This is a genomic window from Ferdinandcohnia sp. FSL W7-1320, from assembly GCF_038050315.1.
Classification (GTDB): Bacteria; Bacillota; Bacilli; order Bacillales; family Bacillaceae_L; genus Ferdinandcohnia; species Ferdinandcohnia aciditolerans.
In genome coordinates, this window is sequence record NZ_JBBPAM010000001.1 from 658,189 (window position 1) to 674,468 (window position 16,280).

The following is a 16,280-nucleotide window of genomic DNA, read 5'->3' on the forward strand; positions in this document are numbered from 1 at the left end:
AAAAAGGTAAACACCACTACACCATTTGTTTGCTGTTCCTATTCTTATTTTTGTAGTTTATTTAAAGCAAGGATAGCTCTTCTAGTTTAGCAGGAAAATATCTTCTTTTGTCGAAATGTTGAAGTACAAAGGAGAGTGAAAAAATGAAAAGAGATATGGATATGGTAAGGGATATACTGTTAATTATTGAAGAGAGCGATGACGATAAAGAACTTATTATCCCATCGGATTGGGATAGAAAAATAGTAGCTTACCATTTAAAAATATTAGACCAAGCTGGATTCGTAAAAAACTATACTAAGTGGGCAGGCAATCAACCAATGTGGATATCAGCTTCTTTAACTTGGGATGGACACGAATTTCTTGATTCAATAAAGGACAATTCTATTTGGAATAAAACGAAAGATGGAATAAAGGGTAAAGGGTTAGAACTTGGTTCTGTTCCTCTAGACATAATAAAGGAATATGCAAAATTACAAATTAAGAATTTATTTGGATTAGAGTAAGCATCCTTTCGAGGGTGCTATTTCTTGTGCAAAAAAGGAGCAGTTAGGGAGGAGGAAATAGTAATGTCATATTTGAAGGATCTAGGTTAGCGGGCCAGTGGGCCTGACCCCCATCGTACTAAAGCGTTAGCGTATTGGGGGTCAGGCCCTTCTTTTGGATAAAGTAATTCCACATTACGACCTAATCTGCTTAACTCTTTAGCTACAATTACATCAAATTCTTTATTTTCAGCGTCATGGATAAGTTTTTTTAATCCTTCACGATTATCAGTAGTTCCTGTTTGAACGTCTGTATAAAGGTCATATAAGTCAAAGTGATTTTCTGTGATGAAATCTAAAATCATTTGCTTTTGATTTTCTGGTGACTCTTTTTGACCCTCTTTGTTAGTTGATACCCTTATATATCCTGCTACTCTCATTATTGTCGCCCTCCATTATCGAAAGCGACTATATCTACTTGTTTATCATTGTAAGCGGCAGATATTATCTTTTCAATTACTTTCTCTAATTGGTGTAAGATTATCGACTTAAAATCATGTGTTCCTATAAAAACTCGTTGAATGTTCATATTATTATTTCCCCTTTCTACCGTAGCAATCGTTCTATATAGGGAATTAGTTGCGAGATATTTTTATAAGTTTAGAAGAGGAATTAAAGAGTTATAGAAATGGATATATATGTTTGGTAAATTATACATATATTGTCTATAATTAGGTGTATCAGAGGCTAGTAAGAGAATGCGTTTTTCGTTCCTTTTTATGGTTGAAATTAAATAACTAATTGTATCGGAGGGCTAATTAATAATGAAATTATTTTTGGTCAACAGCATTAGAACAAATAATTTTAATGATGAACAAATAATGGGGAAAATCAAGAATATGTGGGAAGAAGACTATAGTAATCTAGAACATCATCAAAATAGTATCTTTGGTGTTTATTATGACTATGAGAGTAACTATAAAGGTGATTATTCATTAAGCGTTGGTATTGAAGAAAGTTATGGGAAATATTTTATTGAAATACCAAAAAACGAGAAATACGAAATTTTTAAAGTGGATACTACTGACGAAAAAGGTGTCATTAATACTTGGAGTAAGATATGGGAACAAGAGGAAGCGGGTTTATTAGAGAGGGCTTACTCATATGATTTTGAAAAATATTCAACTAATGGGGAGATTGAAATTTACATAGCAATAAAGTAATTAATGTCTATCTGTATTCTCCGTTCGCTTCGCTCACTTCGGGGGCTTCGTTCCTCGCCCCTTTTATTTCATTGATTATTTATTAATGGTTTAATGGGTAGGGGGATTTAGGTACTAATTCGAGGAAACATACCCCCCCCCTGTAAAGGGGATGGCGATATTAAGGACTAATCCTGAGGTATCTTCATGACATCAACGTGCCCAGGTACAGCTTTACCACGTATATTCAAAATAACTCTGTCATGCCACCAGCCAAAAGGCTCTGCGACGGGTATTGATCTGGGAAAAATTTCACCCTCTAACGGTGTTCACCGCTTTTACACGGGCTAGTTTTTAACGTGTTCACCTAGATAACCACGGATAAAACCGATATAAGTATTCCCTATGTAAAACCACCCCATGAATAACTGATAAGGAGCGGCAATATATTAACAGCAGGAAGTTAACAAACTTCTAAACTGGTAGAATTTCATCAATTTCATTTTCTGTAATTGCATAGTCAAGTAATAGCTTTACTAAAGACTCAATACTGACACCATAGCCATAACTAGAGTCATGAACACCATTGTAAGGTTTAGATACTCTTTCTAGTTGTCCGCTTTGGATACGTCTAATAATGTAGTCATCAGTAAAACCAAGCCCAAAGCGGTCTACTATTCTTCTTGCTCCTTCGACTGTTATCATTAAACATCACCCCTCAATACTAATTTTCAAATGCTATCTTTTGTAAAATAGATACGGTTTTCTTGTTGAATTAAAGGGCCAGACCCCCATCATGAGTGTGTAAACATCTAAAGCAAACATAATTAACGTTATGTCAATAAAGCGGGAGTTATTAACCCCCGCTTTCCTTATATATTGATAGTTGTAATTTCCTAGGCAAGCGCAGAATCTGACTAAATACGAAATCTTTTTCTAAATGATTTGACTAGAGTAACTGTTTTATTACGTAGTAAATACAAACTGCGTAATAAATGTAATCATTTTCAGTAGACTTTATGAAAGAATGTATTTAAGCTAACGGTTCAGTGAGTTATTCTGACTGACTACTTTTTAATTAAAAATGTCCAGAATGAGCCTGTTGGGTAGCTACAGTAAAATTCATCTGCAATTATTACACTTATCCCAGTTGAACGTATTTTGATTGTGGTGGAGATATATGGAAAATGATATTTTAAAAATCTTCCCTATTAACATATCAGTTAAATGATTATTGCAGGCGAATTGAGCCACTTATGCGGAATTTTGAGCCAGTCAATGCGAAGTAAAGAGCCACCCTTTGCGGAAAGGAGAACCACTTTAATAAGAATCAAGAAAAGCCTCTTGTATAATAATGTTGCATGCAAACAAGCATGACACTATTATACAGGAGGTTTTTTTATGGTTAATTGTCGTAAGATTCTGGAACTGTATTTTGAAGGAGTCAGTCAAAGAACCATTAGTTCTAGCACTGGGCATTCAAGGAATACAGTTTCAAATGTCGTTCAACGTGCCAAGAAACTTGGTGTGGAAAGCTTGAATGATACAATGACCAATCCATGGCTAGAAGTGTTTCTCTTTCCAGAGAAACAAGCTGTTGAGAAAGGTTACTTCCCAGTCGATTGGGAAAAAGTGCATAAGGAGCTACAAAAAAAGAATGTCACCTTGGCATTATTGCATCACGAGTATGCGATGGAAGCACGTGATGGTGGAAAGATTCCTTATGCCTATCGTACTTTTTGCGAAAACTATGGGAAATATGCGAAGAAGTATAAGTTAACAATGCCTATTCGAAGAAAACCAGGTGAAGTCATGGAAGTCGATTGGGCTGGGAGTACGTTGCAGATTATTGATCGTTCTACAGGAGAAAAGATTCCAGCGTATGTTTTTATTGCGACCTTACCTTATAGTCAATTTAGCTATGTTGAAGCATTTTTAGATATGAAATCAGCTAATTGGCTTATCGCCCATATCCATGCATTGGAGTATTTTGGGGGAGTTCCTGAAACATTGGTACCCGATAATTTGAAAACAGGGGTTACGAAAGCACATCGAGAAGAGCCTCTTCTGAATGAAGCCTATCGTGAATTTGCGGATTATTATCGCACAGTCATTGTTCCGAGCCGTGTCCGAAGACCAAAAGATAAAGCAAGTGTCGAAGGGGCTGTTGGATATATTTCCAGACAGATTATCGCTCCACTAAGAAACTATCAATGTTTCCATCTTGAAGATTTAAACCAGCAAATCTTTGAAAAGCTAGAAGAAATCAACACCATCGATTTTCAAAAGCGACCAGGTTCACGTAAAAAGGTGTTTGAGGAAGAAGAGAAATCCTACCTTCAACAGCTTCCTCAAACGCGTTATAAACTTGCGGAATGGAAAACAGCAAAGGTTCAACTGAACTACCACATCCAAGTTGAACGAATGTATTATTCCGTTCCGTATGATTATGTCCGAGAGAATGTCGATATACGACTAACCACGGATTTAATTGAAGTTTACTTCAAAGAAGTCCGTATTGCATCACATAAACGATTAAATGGTGAAATTGGCCAGTTTTCTACGAACACGGACCATATGCCTGATAATCACCGATTATATTTAGAACATAATCCCGAAAATAATCGGAAGTGGGCAGAAACAATTGGACCATCTATGACTCGATTTGTTTCTAATATCCTGGAAATGAATGTGGAGAAAAAAGCATTAAACATCCTTAGCACACTGAGGAATGTATCTACGAAATACACAAATAAAGAAATAGAAACAGCAACGGAAACTTTACTTGAAATATCAACAAACCCGACAGTTTCTGTTTTAAAAAGCGTACTGGAGAGAAATAAGAAGAAAAAGCAAAATAAAAAAACGGATATTAACAGGCAGCCCACTACCTCTGAAGACTATGGATTTGTCCGTGGGGCTAAATACTTTGGGAGGAATAATAAATGATGAATCACGAAACATTACGTAAATTAATAGATATGAAAATGGGTGCAATGGCAGAAATATATCAACAACAAAGTCAAAATAAAGATTACAAAAGTATGGATTTTGATGATAGATTCAACCTCTTAGTAGATTATGAGTATGATAGACGTAAATCAAATAAACTTGAACGATTAATTAAGCAAGCGACATTCAGCGAACCAACGGCAGCTATTGAAGACATTGAATATCATCCAGATCGTAATCTAGACAAGAAACTAATACTAGAATTAGCAACAGGAAATTACATTCAAAATCACCATAACATTATTTTAATGGGGGCCTCGGGGAACGGAAAAACGTGGATCTCAAATGCCTTTGGGGTTCATGCATGTCGCCAATTTTACAAAGTAAAATATATTAGATTACCAGAGTTACTCGATGAATTAGCTATAGCAAAATATGAAGCAGATGGTAGTTTTCGTAAGTTAATTCAAAAATATAAAAAGATTGATTTATTGATACTAGATGAGTGGTTACTTACAGAGCTTTCAGAGGAAAACGTGCTTCACGTGTTGGAAATTATTGAAGCAAGGTTAAAGAAAGCATCGACTATTTTCTGTTCTCAATTTTCTCCAGAAGGATGGCATTCAAAACTAGGACAGGCACAAATAGCAGATGCGATTCTTGACCGAATTGTTCATGATTCTTATAAGATTCTAGTTGATGGTGAAGTTTCGATGAGAGAACGTCATGGATTGGGGGCATCAAAATGATTCCATCAGAAGTTGAAAGTCGAATAGCTAGGTATTTTTTGCATATGTATTTACCCGATGAAGTGAGGATAGCAGTAGAAGAAAGACTATTACCCTCCTGCATATGGAATAAAGAAGAGGATTTAGATCAGGATGAACTCGTTCGTTGGGCAATTGAGATTATTGATAAGCAATTAGGAGATAAAAGATTTAGATAATACAAAGAGCTATTGGAACGAATTCTGTTCTAATGGCTCTTAATTATTTTGTATTTTGATAGCAGTGGCTCTTTCCTCCACACTTACTGGCTCAGATGTCCGCAAACAGTGGCTCAAAATTCCGCACTGCCGGCTCAATCTATCCGCAATACTCAACTGTCATAATAAGGTCTCCTGCGTTTTCGCTGACAGCCAGTAAACGATCTTGATCGTAGACTATTTCAATCGACATGCCCCCATAAAAACGGAAGGCATTTTCATGCATTCTAATAAGATCTGATGCTCGAAATGGTCGGTCGAGCCATTCTACATATTTGTATCTTGAATGGGCCAGAACGAATCCAATAAAGTAGAGTCTCTTGAATGCTCCATTCGTTGTTGGGACCCTTATTTGACCAAAATCTACTTGTAACTGTTGCCCCATTGGAAGTTCAGGTACTGTACTATAATTTCTTTCTGAGATTATTTTGGGGATATGATAAACTTCACGTAGCTCATTAACATAATTCCTTACCGTTCCTTCTGTAACGGAACTTACGTTTAATTTCTCTCCCAACCAGTCCAATACTTGCGCTCCTGATAAGTCAGGATGGTCCTTTAACCATTCAAGTATTTCATCCCGAAAGGGATCTAGCTTTTTACTTCTATTCTGTAGTGACATTGCAAACGAGTAAAACTCTTCTGGACTCATCCTCCCGTATTCTATCACTCTATTCCTAGAAATCTTTAATTTCCTAGCTATCGCGCTATTTGAAAATCCCTCACCGCGAAGCCTATGAACCTCGTTATAAATCATTAGCCTTTCCACTCCTGTTAATTCCTCACTTTCCATAGACTGATTTAAGTATATAGAAAGTGGGTTCATTAAGGTAAACTGTTGATTCTTATTTGTCGAAATCTGTTTATCCTTATTTGTGGAAAACTGTTGATTCTAGTTTATCGTTTACAACTGGGGGTCTGGCCGTTGGCCTTGGTGGGGTCACGACTAATATCTAGGAGATTAAATTATGTTTGAAGTATTCAAATGCCGAGGTGTAGATATTCCAAATCAAATTAACGGGTGCCATAACAATAATTATACGAGTGAAGATCAAACCCAGCAATTTACTCTTGAAGTATATTAATGGTGACAATTAAAGGAACCGACCTCAGTGTGTGAATCGTACACTGGGAGAAAGTTCCTTTTATTTTTTTAGAAATCTTCCACAAAAACTCTCAAAACGGATGCCCTCTTTTGACCACCGCCTCTCTATAACAATGGTGAAAGGGTGGTGCATTCGTGTGAGTTTAAAATCCGGCACAATTAATCAGTTTGAAGACTATTCAAATTTTAGTGATTTACAGGAATTCAATAGACATATAGAGATGTGGATGCTTCAATACAAGGATGATTTTTCAAAAGGGCAGCTTGTTGCATTAAAACGGATTGTGCGTTATTCTGCAAAAATTCCTGGGGTTTGCAATGCAAAGATTGGTACGATGTTGAAGTCCATAAATGAGGAATACAATGGAAATGGCATATCTCGTTCTACATTTAAACGGATGATTCAAAAAGCTGTGGCTTTAGGTATTTTTACAGTTTATGAAACCGAGCGGAAGAACGGCTCACAATCTAGCAATCTTTATGTGTTTAATCGTTACCCTAAAATGACTTCAACCCATCATGAACCACCTAAAAAGGAAATCTTGAACCACCATAATGAAACTAGTAATCCTTTTAAAACTAAACAAAATATAAAAGAACGTAAGGACGTACCTTTAGATTTCACATTTACTAGTGATCGAGTTCCTGTATCCTTTGTGAATGCAGTAAAACCATTTTTTCCTGAAGCAAAAATAATCGAGGAGTATTGGAAAATGGCAACCATTGCAGCTAGTAAAAACAATCGTGACGGGGATTGTGTAGATATGATTGAGCTTTCGATTAAAGCCTTCAAACAAATGATTATCAAGTTAAAGAGACATAATGTTCATAATCCATTTGCCTATTTTTATGGGATATTAATCCGAAAATTAGAAGAGTTATATTATCAGGAACTGGAAGAATCAGAGGAATATTTCGCGGATAGCATAAGCAAGCAGCGAAAAGAAGCATCCAAAAAATCTGAGCTATTTTTGTTGCTTCAGGAAGTATTACCGCTTGCTTAGTCGACAAAAAGGTTAAATTTTTGGTGTTGGTACTTAGTTATAATACAGCCCAATCAAACAAAGATAGGATTTATTGTCTATAACCTATTCGTGAAACTATTTGTGGAATTAATGGGCATGCCCCCCGTCGTACAAAAACGTTAGCGCAGTGGGGGTCATGCCCTGCTTTCGAGTTTTTGTCTATTTTAATTTACGATATTCATAACGCTTCACACTCGATAAGAAGTGTTCTTTGCTAAAAAAATGTATGAGTAAGGCTTCCACAGGAAGTTCGAAAGCCTGAAAATCTCATTTTCAAAAAACTGGAATACGTCATTTAGATTTAACAATACTCTCTGCTACTTTAATTATAATACAGTAAAAAAATATATTATAGACTATTTATTTAAAAGCATACTCGTATAATATACTTACAGATTACTGATTTAATTAATACTAGTACAGGGAGGATTTAATCATGGATAAAAATAAAGTTCAAATTCATGGTGAAGAAAGTGTTCAAGATGTTGGGCCATCGAAAATAAAGATGGTTTATCAGCGTTTTGGTAATCCTGCTTTATCACCTGTCTTTCTGATTATGGGTGCTGGTGCACAAATGATTAACTGGCCTGAAGGATTTTGCTTAGAACTGGCTGGTCACGATCTGCATCCAATTCGTTTCGATAATAGAGATGCTGGACTTACAACTCACTTTTCAGATGCTCCTGTACCAGATTTTCCAGCGATACAATTAGGTGATTTCTCTACAGTAACTTATTCTCTTTCTGACATGGCAGCAGACACGATAGGTCTCATGGATGCGCTTGGTTATGATAGTGTGCACTTGGTAGGTGCATCAATGGGTGGAATGATAGCTCAAACAATAGCTATAGAGTATCCTCATAGGGTTCGGTCACTGACCTCTATAATGTCAACTACTGGGGATCATTCAGTTGGACAGCCCGACTATTCCGTGTTTGCAAATCTGGGTTCGCCTCCTTATGATGACCGTCAAGCCTATATCGATTGGCAAATTCAATCACGTAAAGCAATTGGTTCTCCCAAGTACCCTTTAGACGAAAAACTAACTGCTCAAATCGCAGGTCTTGCCTGGGATCGGGATCATGATCCACTGGGCATGATGCGACAAGCTGTTGCAGTAATAAAATCCGGTGATCGAACAGAACAACTTCGTTCTATAAAGATACCAACTCTAGTTATCCACGGTGAAAATGATAAAATGATTAATATAAGTGGAGGACGTGCCGTTGCGGCCGCTATTCCAGGTGCTGAGCTTGCCACATTTGAAGGAATGGGTCATGATCTCCCAAAGCCCTTATGGCCAGTGTTTGCAAAGAAGATTGCAAATCTGATACATAGAGCAGAATCCTCGTGATATATTAAACGATATACAAGCAATTACTGCCATCTAACTACGAGTTGTATTGATGGTATTGGCTTGGTATTAATAGGTTTAGTGTTTTTTAACTAAATATTAAAGTGTGTTTGATGTTTCCCCGGACGAGTGGTTCGGGGATTTTTTGAGCCCTTGGGTCTTACTTTTACTAGGAATAGACGAAAGAAGGTAATGATGGAAGTTCAACTTACTAATGAATATTTGACCCAAAGAACCAAGTGTTTTTTTTGTCTTTGGAACAGTTACTGGAAAAGGTAATTATGGGTAAATATACACCTTGATACTATAAGTTTAGAAAAATTTTATATTTCGTTTAGAATATGTTTCTTATTATTTTTTACAATAAGGTTATAGAGTTAAGTACCTTATTTGAAGGAGTTTACTATGTCTATTCGTAAACAGTTTATGTTATCACATGCTGCAATGATTATGACACCTATAGTTATCATTATACTCATTATGCTCTTGTTAAAAGTTGTGTTGGTTGGGAATACAGAGTTGAACTTTGGGCAACAAGGCTATGATCAACAAGATGAGAGTGTTGAGATATTTCAACGTTTAATCAAAACAGCATCACTAAATCAAGAGAAACTAATGGATACCGAATATTTAAATGCACTTTTGAATCACTCAGATGACAATCTTATTGTGCGTAAAAGTAATGAACTATTGTATACATCAAAAGAAATGGATAAGAATAAGCTACCAGCCTTTGGTTCTGTTTCTAACAAATTTAACCCAAAAGGGATATGGATAAATGAAGAACATTATTCTGTTATGCAATATGATTTTTACTTTAAAGATGGTACGGAAGGTTCTATTTTTCTTTTAAATCAAGCATCTTCTTTTGCTAAAAATGCGAGAGTTTTTTTCCCAGTGCTATTTCTTACACTTATTTTCACGCTGATTCTAACTAATTTATTATTATCGTATTTCATGTCACGAAATATTTTACGCCCAATAAAAAAATTATCAGCTGCTGCAGAAAACATTCGTAATGAAAATTTTGATTTCGAAATGGAGCCAAACGGTAAAAATGAACTGAATAAACTTATTCAAACATTTGATACGATGCGTGCTCAATTGAAAGAGACATTTGAACTGCGGGAAAAGTATGAGACCAATCGTAAGGAATTAATCGCCAATATTTCACATGATTTAAAAACACCAATTACGTCGATCTTAGGGTATGTGGAAGGACTTGAAAAAGGCATCGCGAAAACACCTGAAAAGGAAAAACAATATCTTGAAACGATTCATTCAAAGGCTTCGTATATGAATCAATTAATTGAGGAACTCGCTCTATTCTCTAAGCTAGATGTAAATAGAGAGCCATTTCATTTTGAATCAGTTAACATTCATAAATTTGTAAGTGATTATTTAGAGGAGATGGAAGACGATTTACATGACAAACACATTCAATGGACATTAAATGATGAAAACATGAATGTATATGTTCTAATAGATAGAAATAAATTAATTCGAGTTTTGGAAAATATTATCTATAATAGTGTGAAGTACATGAATAATGTCGCTGGTCAAATTAATATTTCCCTGACCAATCAAGAAAAAAACGTACTTATCACCATTAGTGACAATGGCCTGGGTGTGCCTGAAGAGGAGCTTTCAGCTATATTTTCTCGTTTCTACCGTGTTGATTCTTCTAGAAGTCAAGGTGGTAGTGGTCTAGGACTAGCTATAGCAAAACAAATTATTGAAGCACATGGTGGTACCATTTGGGCAGAAAATAATTCAACAGGTGGACTAATAGTACACTTTACATTGAAAAAGTCAGAGGATGATAGGAATGAGTAAATCAATTTTAATTATTGAAGATGATCAGAGTATTGCAGAAATAGAAAAGGACTTTTTGGAAATAGACGGATTTCAAGTTGAAATAGCAAATGAGGGTGAAATAGGCTTGGAATTAGCACTAAGTAATCAATATGACCTTATCCTACTTGATCTTATGCTCCCTAATATAGATGGTTTCCAAATCTGTAAAAGGATACGGCAAGAAAAGGACATTCCGATTTTGATGGTCACTGCAAAATACGAGGATCATGATAAAGTACGTGGTTTTGGATTAGGTGCGAATGATTATATTGTTAAGCCTTTTAGCCCAACCGAATTAGTAGCTAGAGTAAAGGCCCATCTTGCAATGTATGATCGACTGATTCAAAAGGAAAAACCAAAAGGAGAAATAGCGATACGCGGTCTCCATATTAATCTTCTCTCTAGGCAAGTTTACTTACATGGACAAGAAATAGAGATGACCAATAAGGAATTTGATTTACTTGCTTTTCTGGCGTCTCATCCAAATCAAGTATTCTCTAAAGAACAATTATTTGAAGGAATTTGGGGACTAGATTCAATGGGAGACACTGCAACCGTTACCGTTCATATAAAACGGATACGTAAAAAGATTGAAAAGGACCCGACGAACTTTCAATATATCCAAACTGTATGGGGATCGGGATACAGGTTTAATGGATAAGTACTTAACCACCACTCATTTAATACAATTGGGTGGTGGTTTTTGCATTTTCACCATTGTTTATTGATCGTTTATAAAAAGTTTATATATGTGTAAGAGCCTGTTTATTTATACCTGATATAGTGAAAAAGGTAAGGAGGTGACATATTGAAGTTAACGAAAACAGCTAGAAAATGGATATTAATCCCTCATATCCTGTTTTCTGCAATAATGGTAGGCAATATGGCTACATTTGTAATTTTAAATATAACCGTCCTAACAACATCTGATCCTTTTCTGATAACAAGCTGTTATAAGATTATGAACATCCTTTCTGATACTTCAATCAAAGCCTCTACTATCGGGGCAACAGTAACCGGAATTATTCTTTCTGTTGGTACCCATTATGGCTTATTCAAATATTGGTGGATTATTGTAAAGGAAATTTTAACTGTACTGCTCATTGGAATAAACCTCTGGGGGATGTATTCTTGGACACTAGAAGCTTTAGAAAATATTGTTGAGGGAGGGCTGGAAACACAATCCACTTTAGCCAATCTCGATTTATGGACAGGTATAGTCTTACAAAGTATTACGTTAGTTTTTCTATTTGTCATTTCAAAATTCAAACCATGGGGATATCAAAAAAAATACAATAAAGGGAGTAGATAGTTATGCATTTTTTTGGTTTTATTATCTTTAAATTGTTTATTATTGCCTTCATCATTACAGTTTTAGTTATATTTATGCGAAAAAGAAAATTTTTTCAATACAGTGCTACAGATCCAATCACTATTCTAGAAACTCGATTTGTTCACGGTGAAATCACGAGTGAGGAGTTTAAAAGAATTAAAGAAGAATTAATACAAAGTCGGAAATAAAGAACCAATTATTAAAAACGGTATCGAAAAAAGTAGAAAAACCATCCCCTAGTTGTTCGGGCGATGGTTTTTTTATAATGTCCTCATTAAGAATACATTTAACTATAATTACCTATTTACGCAACATTAGAAATATATATTTCTAAAGTTATTTAAGTGTCGATTTCTTTTATTACGAACCCTCTTGCAAAGGTATTTAAAATACGTATGAGACGATCTGTCATTTCACCGGGTGTCACATCAAAATCCTGCGCAATCCAATCTGTAATTAACCCCGCCGTACCATATGCCATATAACGCTTTTGGTGGTAATCATCAACAGAAGACACATCGTATAGAATATCAAATTTATTTTTCAATAAATTAAAGATCGCTTCAGGGAGTTGCTGGTGAATGTGTGGCAAGGTATCTTCTAAAAGTAATAATGTAAAGTAATCACGGTGATCGTAGATATAATACAACAAGTCAAAGGAGTTTGTTGTTAGCTCTTCTACTTTTACCCGACTATCGCTTTGGTATTTAGACATGCTGTAATACTGAATGGCTTCAAACATTTCATCCATTAACTCTTCGACAAGATCATATATGTTTTGATAATACACATAATAGGTTGTTCGATTATATTGCGCATGATCAACGATGTCCTTCACCGTAACAGCACTAAATCCCTTTTTATGTACCATTTCAATAAATGCCTTTTTTAAGAAATTTTTTGTCCGCATCGCTTGGTTGGAATTGGATTTCATCATATTCCTCTCCTATTAGACAGATTTGATGAAAGTGTTGGTTTCCTCAACATTATAGCAAACATTAAGGATGGTTTATAGCAAGAGAAACCTAGTAAACTATATATGTAGCAAGAATTATTAGGGGAATTACAAAAATAAGATTTGAACAATTTGGAGGAGATAGTATGAGAGGTTGGCTATTTTCAGGTACAAATAAACCACTAGAATTGATTGAAAAAGAAGATCCGAAAGCGATTCCTGGTCACCTTGTAATAGACGTGAAAGCTGCTGGTCTATGCCATTCAGACGTTGCAGCATTACAAGATCCAGGTTGGATGCCACTTTTCCCAAATGGTCCTGTTATTATGGGGCATGAGTTTGCTGGGGTTGTTATTGAAGTGGGTAAAGGTGTAGAAGGTTTTAAAGTTGGAGACCGTGTTGGGGCTAACCCAATGAATAGAGAAACAAAAGTAACTGCTGGGTATAACTATGACGGCGGGTATGCAGAAAAAGTACGTGTTCCTGCAGAGCAATGTGTAATCATTCCTGAAGGCGTTTCCTATGTAGAAGGAGCAGCTTCAACAGATGCAGGGATCACAGCGTATCGCGCTCTTTTCAGTATTGGACAAGCTAAAGAAGGTACAAAACTAGGAATCATCGGTATCGGTGGTCTTGGTCAATTTGCTCTACAAATGGCATTGATTAAAGGTTGCGAAGTATACGCAACAGATGTATCTCCAGAAGCTCGAAAACTTGCTGAAGAACTAGGAGCTAATAAAGTTTACGATACTGTTTTAGATATGAAAGAAGCAGAATGTGATGTTATTGTTGACTTTGCTGGTTTTGGACAAACAACTTCTGACGCACTGGAAGCTGTAAGACCAAAAGGAACAGTTGTTATTGTTGGTATGGGTAAATTAGAATCTACTATCAATACGTACCTAATGATTACAAAAGAAATTAAGCTATTAGGAAGCAATGGTGGATCAGTAGAAGACTTAAAAGGTGTATATGATTGCTTTGCTACTGGAAAAATGAGTCCAGCTCTTATCACAATCCCGTTTGAAGAAGTCGACAAAGGGATTGAAAAACTCAAAAATCATGAGGTAAAAGGGCGCTTAGTAGCTGTATTTGAATAAATGTAAGTTTTCTTTATATATACAGAGGTTGGATAAAACAATCCTCTAAAATGAAAAAGCCTGTGAAATTTTGTCTTTAAATTCACAGGCTTTTATATTTTAGACAAAAATCTAAAAATTCACGGACTACTTTTGTAACTTTTCAAAGAAGAGGACAAACTATGCTTTGTTCTCTTTTTTGATTTTTTATAAGTATTCTTGACCAGGGATGATCGACATGTTACCATTAGGTCACATTATTGATATGTTACCTTTTTGTCACGTGTGAAATAAATTTATAGAAAGAAAGGGTCGATGTAATGAGTGAAGAACTATCAACCATATTCAAAGCATTGGGACATCCGATCCGAAGGAAAATTCTCGATCTTTTAAAGGTATCTCCAAAAACTACGGGAGAACTAGATGACCACTTTCCTGAAGTCACTAGATATGCCATTATGAAACATTTAAAGATATTAGAGGAAGGGAATTTGGTAGTAGTACGACGTGAAGGAAAATATAAAAGGAACTTTCTTAATACTGTTCCTCTTCAAGAAATGCATAACCGCTGGGTTGAAAAATACATGGAATCTACTGCTAACTCGCTATTAAATTTACGGACGGCAGTACAAGAAAAAGAAGGAAATGGAAGAATGGAAACATCAAAGGATTTTCGTATTGAACAGGAGTTATTTATTAATGCACCTCGAGAAAAGGTATTCACTGCATTAACTGAAAAGGTAGAAGATTGGTGGGAATTTCGTTTAGCTCCGAAGGGAGTAACTTCCCACTTTACATTTAATCCTGTTCCAGGTGGACAATTTATTGAAAAATGGGGTGAAAACGAAGGTGCGATTTGGGGGAACGTGTATTATGTAAATGCTCCAGAAGAAATTCGATTACATGGTCACCTCGGTATGCAAGGTGCGGTAAATAGTGCTTATACGTATCGTCTGCTTGAGAAAGAGGGGGGAACCTTGCTTCAATTATCCCATACAGCTTCTGGTGTCATTCATGAGAATTGGGAACATGATCACACTAAAGGATGGGAATACCTACTTGGCACATTACTAAAAAAATACGTTGAAGCTAAGTAATGTTAGGAGGACAAAATGGTAGATGTTTTAACAGAAATCATAATAAATCGCCCCATTTCACAAGTATCAGAATATGCAATGAATCCTGATCATGCTCCAGAATGGTATGTAAATATACAGTCTATAGAATGGAAGACACCCAAACCGCTCAAACTTGGTTCACAAATTGCTTTTAAAGCGAACTTTCTTGGTAGGGAGCTTTCCTATGTGTATGAAATTGTAGAATTTATACCCGGGGAGAAATTTGTGATGAAAACAGAAAATGCCCATTTCCTATGGAGACAATCTATACATGGCAAGCCGTCGATGAAAATCATACTCGTATGACTTTACAAAATAAAGGTAAACCATCTGGCTTTAATAAGATATTATCCCTTTTCATGACAACAATGATGAGAAGAGCAAACATGAAAGATTTGAAAAAAATCAAAGCTATACTTGAACAATAACTTCTGCTGACAAGAATTTGTTCAAAATTTAATTATCACCTAGTTGATTGTTGACTTCCGCTTCGGGGTGGACGCTTTCCGTGGGCGTGGCTTGAGCCTCCTCGTCTCTGCTGCTCCTGCGGGGTCTCAAGTCTCACGCTTTTCTCGCGATATAAAAACAACAAAGTTTGCGAAAACATCATTTTTGAATGAATTCCGTTGTTGCGACTATAAACCCAGGTTATCTAAGTTTTTAAAATTGTATTACTTTTCCCTTGACTATTATATTAATAAAATTAAGTGCTGTAATTTTTAAAGCGGAAAAGAAAGAAAATCTTTGATTATCAAGTGATTAAACAAACATATAGTTTTCATCTATTGAAAAAGTATTATATTAATACTTCGATAGACTTTTTAAAATAT

At 35.7% G+C, this 16,280-nt stretch carries 18 protein-coding genes; 14 read left to right on the forward strand and 4 right to left on the reverse strand.

Annotation, left to right across the window (positions count from 1 at the left end; genetic code table 11):
* Window positions 1–143: 143 nt before the first annotated feature.
* Window positions 144–506, forward strand: a complete 363-nt coding sequence (locus tag NST91_RS03220; protein ID WP_341329980.1) for a DUF2513 domain-containing protein — start codon at window positions 144–146, stop codon at window positions 504–506.
* A gap of 86 nt (window positions 507–592) precedes the next feature.
* Here the strand turns inward: NST91_RS03220 and NST91_RS03225 are convergent, their stop codons facing one another.
* Window positions 593–925 carry a recombinase family protein gene (locus tag NST91_RS03225; protein ID WP_341329981.1) on the reverse strand — a complete coding sequence of 111 codons (333 nt, stop codon included), beginning with the start codon at window positions 923–925 and terminating at the stop codon, window positions 593–595.
* Between the two features lie 384 nt (window positions 926–1,309).
* Between NST91_RS03225 and NST91_RS03230 the strand changes: the two genes are divergently transcribed.
* Window positions 1,310–1,708, forward strand: a complete 399-nt coding sequence (locus NST91_RS03230; RefSeq protein WP_341329982.1) for a GyrI-like domain-containing protein — start codon at window positions 1,310–1,312, stop codon at window positions 1,706–1,708.
* A 453-nt stretch (window positions 1,709–2,161) separates the two neighbouring features.
* On the opposite strand, the gene NST91_RS03235 is transcribed toward NST91_RS03230, so the two are convergent.
* Window positions 2,162–2,392, reverse strand: a complete 231-nt coding sequence (locus NST91_RS03235; protein WP_341329983.1) for a hypothetical protein — start codon at window positions 2,390–2,392, stop codon at window positions 2,162–2,164.
* A gap of 696 nt (window positions 2,393–3,088) precedes the next feature.
* Between NST91_RS03235 and istA the strand changes: the two genes are divergently transcribed.
* From istA to NST91_RS03250, 3 genes are read left to right on the forward strand one after another with little or no spacing between them, the layout of a single operon-like run.
* Complete coding sequence (gene istA / locus NST91_RS03240) at window positions 3,089–4,636, forward strand: IS21 family transposase (protein WP_341329984.1); 1,548 nt, start codon at window positions 3,089–3,091, stop codon at window positions 4,634–4,636.
* Complete coding sequence (gene istB / locus NST91_RS03245) at window positions 4,633–5,388, forward strand: IS21-like element helper ATPase IstB (RefSeq protein ID WP_061794326.1); 756 nt, start codon at window positions 4,633–4,635, stop codon at window positions 5,386–5,388. Before istA ends, istB begins: the two co-directional genes overlap by 4 nt.
* The gene (locus NST91_RS03250) at window positions 5,385–5,585 is read left to right on the forward strand and encodes a hypothetical protein (RefSeq protein ID WP_160547569.1); all 201 of its coding nucleotides are present in this window, start codon (window positions 5,385–5,387) and stop codon (window positions 5,583–5,585) included. The genes istB and NST91_RS03250 overlap by 4 nt, the downstream gene beginning before the upstream one ends.
* Before the next feature lie 139 nt (window positions 5,586–5,724).
* On the opposite strand, the gene NST91_RS03255 is transcribed toward NST91_RS03250, so the two are convergent.
* A complete protein-coding gene (locus NST91_RS03255; RefSeq protein ID WP_341329985.1) occupies window positions 5,725–6,276 on the reverse strand; it encodes a DDE-type integrase/transposase/recombinase in 552 nt (183 codons plus the stop codon).
* Between the two features lie 590 nt (window positions 6,277–6,866).
* On the opposite strand from NST91_RS03255, the gene NST91_RS03260 reads away from it, so the two are divergent.
* From NST91_RS03260 to NST91_RS03285, 6 genes are all read left to right on the forward strand, one after another.
* Window positions 6,867–7,733: a hypothetical protein gene (locus tag NST91_RS03260; protein WP_341329986.1), complete on the forward strand. Its 867-nt coding sequence runs from the start codon at window positions 6,867–6,869 to the stop codon at window positions 7,731–7,733.
* 457 nt (window positions 7,734–8,190) lie between these two features.
* Window positions 8,191–9,108 carry an alpha/beta fold hydrolase gene (locus NST91_RS03265; RefSeq protein ID WP_341329987.1) on the forward strand — a complete coding sequence of 306 codons (918 nt, stop codon included), beginning with the start codon at window positions 8,191–8,193 and terminating at the stop codon, window positions 9,106–9,108.
* 957 nt (window positions 9,109–10,065) lie between these two features.
* A complete protein-coding gene (locus tag NST91_RS26270; protein ID WP_445724503.1) occupies window positions 10,066–10,944 on the forward strand; it encodes a HAMP domain-containing sensor histidine kinase in 879 nt (292 codons plus the stop codon).
* On the forward strand, window positions 10,937–11,626 hold the full coding sequence (locus NST91_RS03275) for a response regulator transcription factor (RefSeq protein ID WP_341329989.1): 690 nt from the start codon (window positions 10,937–10,939) through the stop codon (window positions 11,624–11,626). The genes NST91_RS26270 and NST91_RS03275 overlap by 8 nt, the downstream gene beginning before the upstream one ends.
* Before the next feature lie 147 nt (window positions 11,627–11,773).
* A complete protein-coding gene (locus NST91_RS03280; RefSeq protein WP_341329990.1) occupies window positions 11,774–12,277 on the forward strand; it encodes a hypothetical protein in 504 nt (167 codons plus the stop codon).
* 2 nt (window positions 12,278–12,279) lie between these two features.
* Window positions 12,280–12,486, forward strand: coding sequence for an SHOCT domain-containing protein (locus tag NST91_RS03285; protein WP_341329991.1), 207 nt, complete (start codon window positions 12,280–12,282; stop codon window positions 12,484–12,486).
* Between the two features lie 152 nt (window positions 12,487–12,638).
* Here the strand turns inward: NST91_RS03285 and NST91_RS03290 are convergent, their stop codons facing one another.
* Window positions 12,639–13,235, reverse strand: a complete 597-nt coding sequence (locus NST91_RS03290) for a TetR/AcrR family transcriptional regulator (RefSeq protein WP_341329992.1) — start codon at window positions 13,233–13,235, stop codon at window positions 12,639–12,641.
* Between the two features lie 164 nt (window positions 13,236–13,399).
* Between NST91_RS03290 and NST91_RS03295 the strand changes: the two genes are divergently transcribed.
* The 3 genes from NST91_RS03295 to NST91_RS03305 all read left to right on the forward strand — a co-directional run bounded on the left by NST91_RS03295 (window position 13,400) and on the right by NST91_RS03305 (window position 15,756).
* A complete protein-coding gene (locus tag NST91_RS03295) occupies window positions 13,400–14,353 on the forward strand; it encodes a zinc-binding dehydrogenase (RefSeq protein ID WP_341329993.1) in 954 nt (317 codons plus the stop codon).
* Between the two features lie 299 nt (window positions 14,354–14,652).
* Complete coding sequence (locus NST91_RS03300; RefSeq protein ID WP_341329994.1) at window positions 14,653–15,429, forward strand: SRPBCC domain-containing protein; 777 nt, start codon at window positions 14,653–14,655, stop codon at window positions 15,427–15,429.
* Between the two features lie 15 nt (window positions 15,430–15,444).
* Window positions 15,445–15,756: an SRPBCC family protein gene (locus tag NST91_RS03305; RefSeq protein WP_341329995.1), complete on the forward strand. Its 312-nt coding sequence runs from the start codon at window positions 15,445–15,447 to the stop codon at window positions 15,754–15,756.
* The last annotated feature ends 524 nt before the right edge of the window (window positions 15,757–16,280 follow it).